Here is a 946-nt window from a genome sequence, read left to right as displayed (position 1 = left end):
GTGCGCCCTCCGGCGCCCGGCCGCCCCGGCTAGCGTCGGCGGTATGACCACGCCCCCCCTCGCCCGGGCCAAACCCCCCCCCCCCCCGCCCTACGATGCCGATCATGAACGAGGATTTCGACACGCGAGGAAACAAGGGTGCGGCCGGGGCGCCGGCCTGCCCGGAGTGCGGCGCGGCGCTGCGCATCGGCTCCGGCAGGATGGCGCGGTGAACTTCTTCCTCCGTCGTCAGCAGCCCCTCTCACCGCCTTCCCCTGGCGCGGACGCCCTGGAGCGTGTCCGGCTGCTGGTCGCTGGTGAGCGGGCCGCGGACGGAAGTGCGCTGGAGGAGTTGACCGCCGCGCTGCTGGAGGTCGGCTCGACCGGAAGCGCTGAAGACTCGTTCGAGGCGCTGCGCACGCTGACGGAGCGTCCGGTACTGCTGCTGCGCCTGGACGCTTTCATACGGCGGGAGTGGTGGCACCCGACGTGTCCCACCCCGCGGCCCGTCGAAGCCGACCCGGTCGCGCTCGCTCTCGCCGCCTCGCACGCCGACGGCCGCATCCGCGAGCGCGCGGTGCGCCGGATGCTGGACCAGCCGCACCCCGGGACGATGCCGTTCCTCGTGCTGCGCACCAGCGACTGGGTCCGCCAGGTTCGGGACGCGGCGAGCGCGGGCCTGGCCGTGCTGCTCCATGGCGACCCGCTGCTGGCCACCCCGGCGACCGTGCGCACGGCCCTGCTGATCAACCGGCGCCAACGCGGCGCATTCGCCCACGGCCAGTTGCTCGTGCCGTTGCTGACCGGGTCGACCACGGCCCTGACCGGAACGCTCCTCGCGGCCCCCGAGGCGCCGGTGCGCCGCTTCGCCCTGGACGCCCTCGCCCCCCCCCCCGGGCGCCCCCACCCCGCGGGCCCCCCCCAAACGCACAACCAACGCCCCGTAAAGGCCCCGCCCCCGGCGGGC

The 946-nt window shown here is 75.5% G+C and carries 1 pseudogene; it reads left to right on the top strand.

The features are described from left to right. Window positions 1-208: 208 nt before the first annotated feature. Window positions 209-946: pseudogene (locus ACFV61_RS33265) on the top strand (hypothetical protein); the annotation flags it as partial.

This window comes from Kitasatospora sp. NPDC059817, from assembly GCF_042731835.1.
GTDB lineage: Bacteria > Actinomycetota > Actinomycetes > Streptomycetales > Streptomycetaceae > Kitasatospora.
The sequence above is the reverse complement of the archived record's forward strand: the minus strand, read 5'-3'. Positions and strand labels throughout refer to the sequence as shown.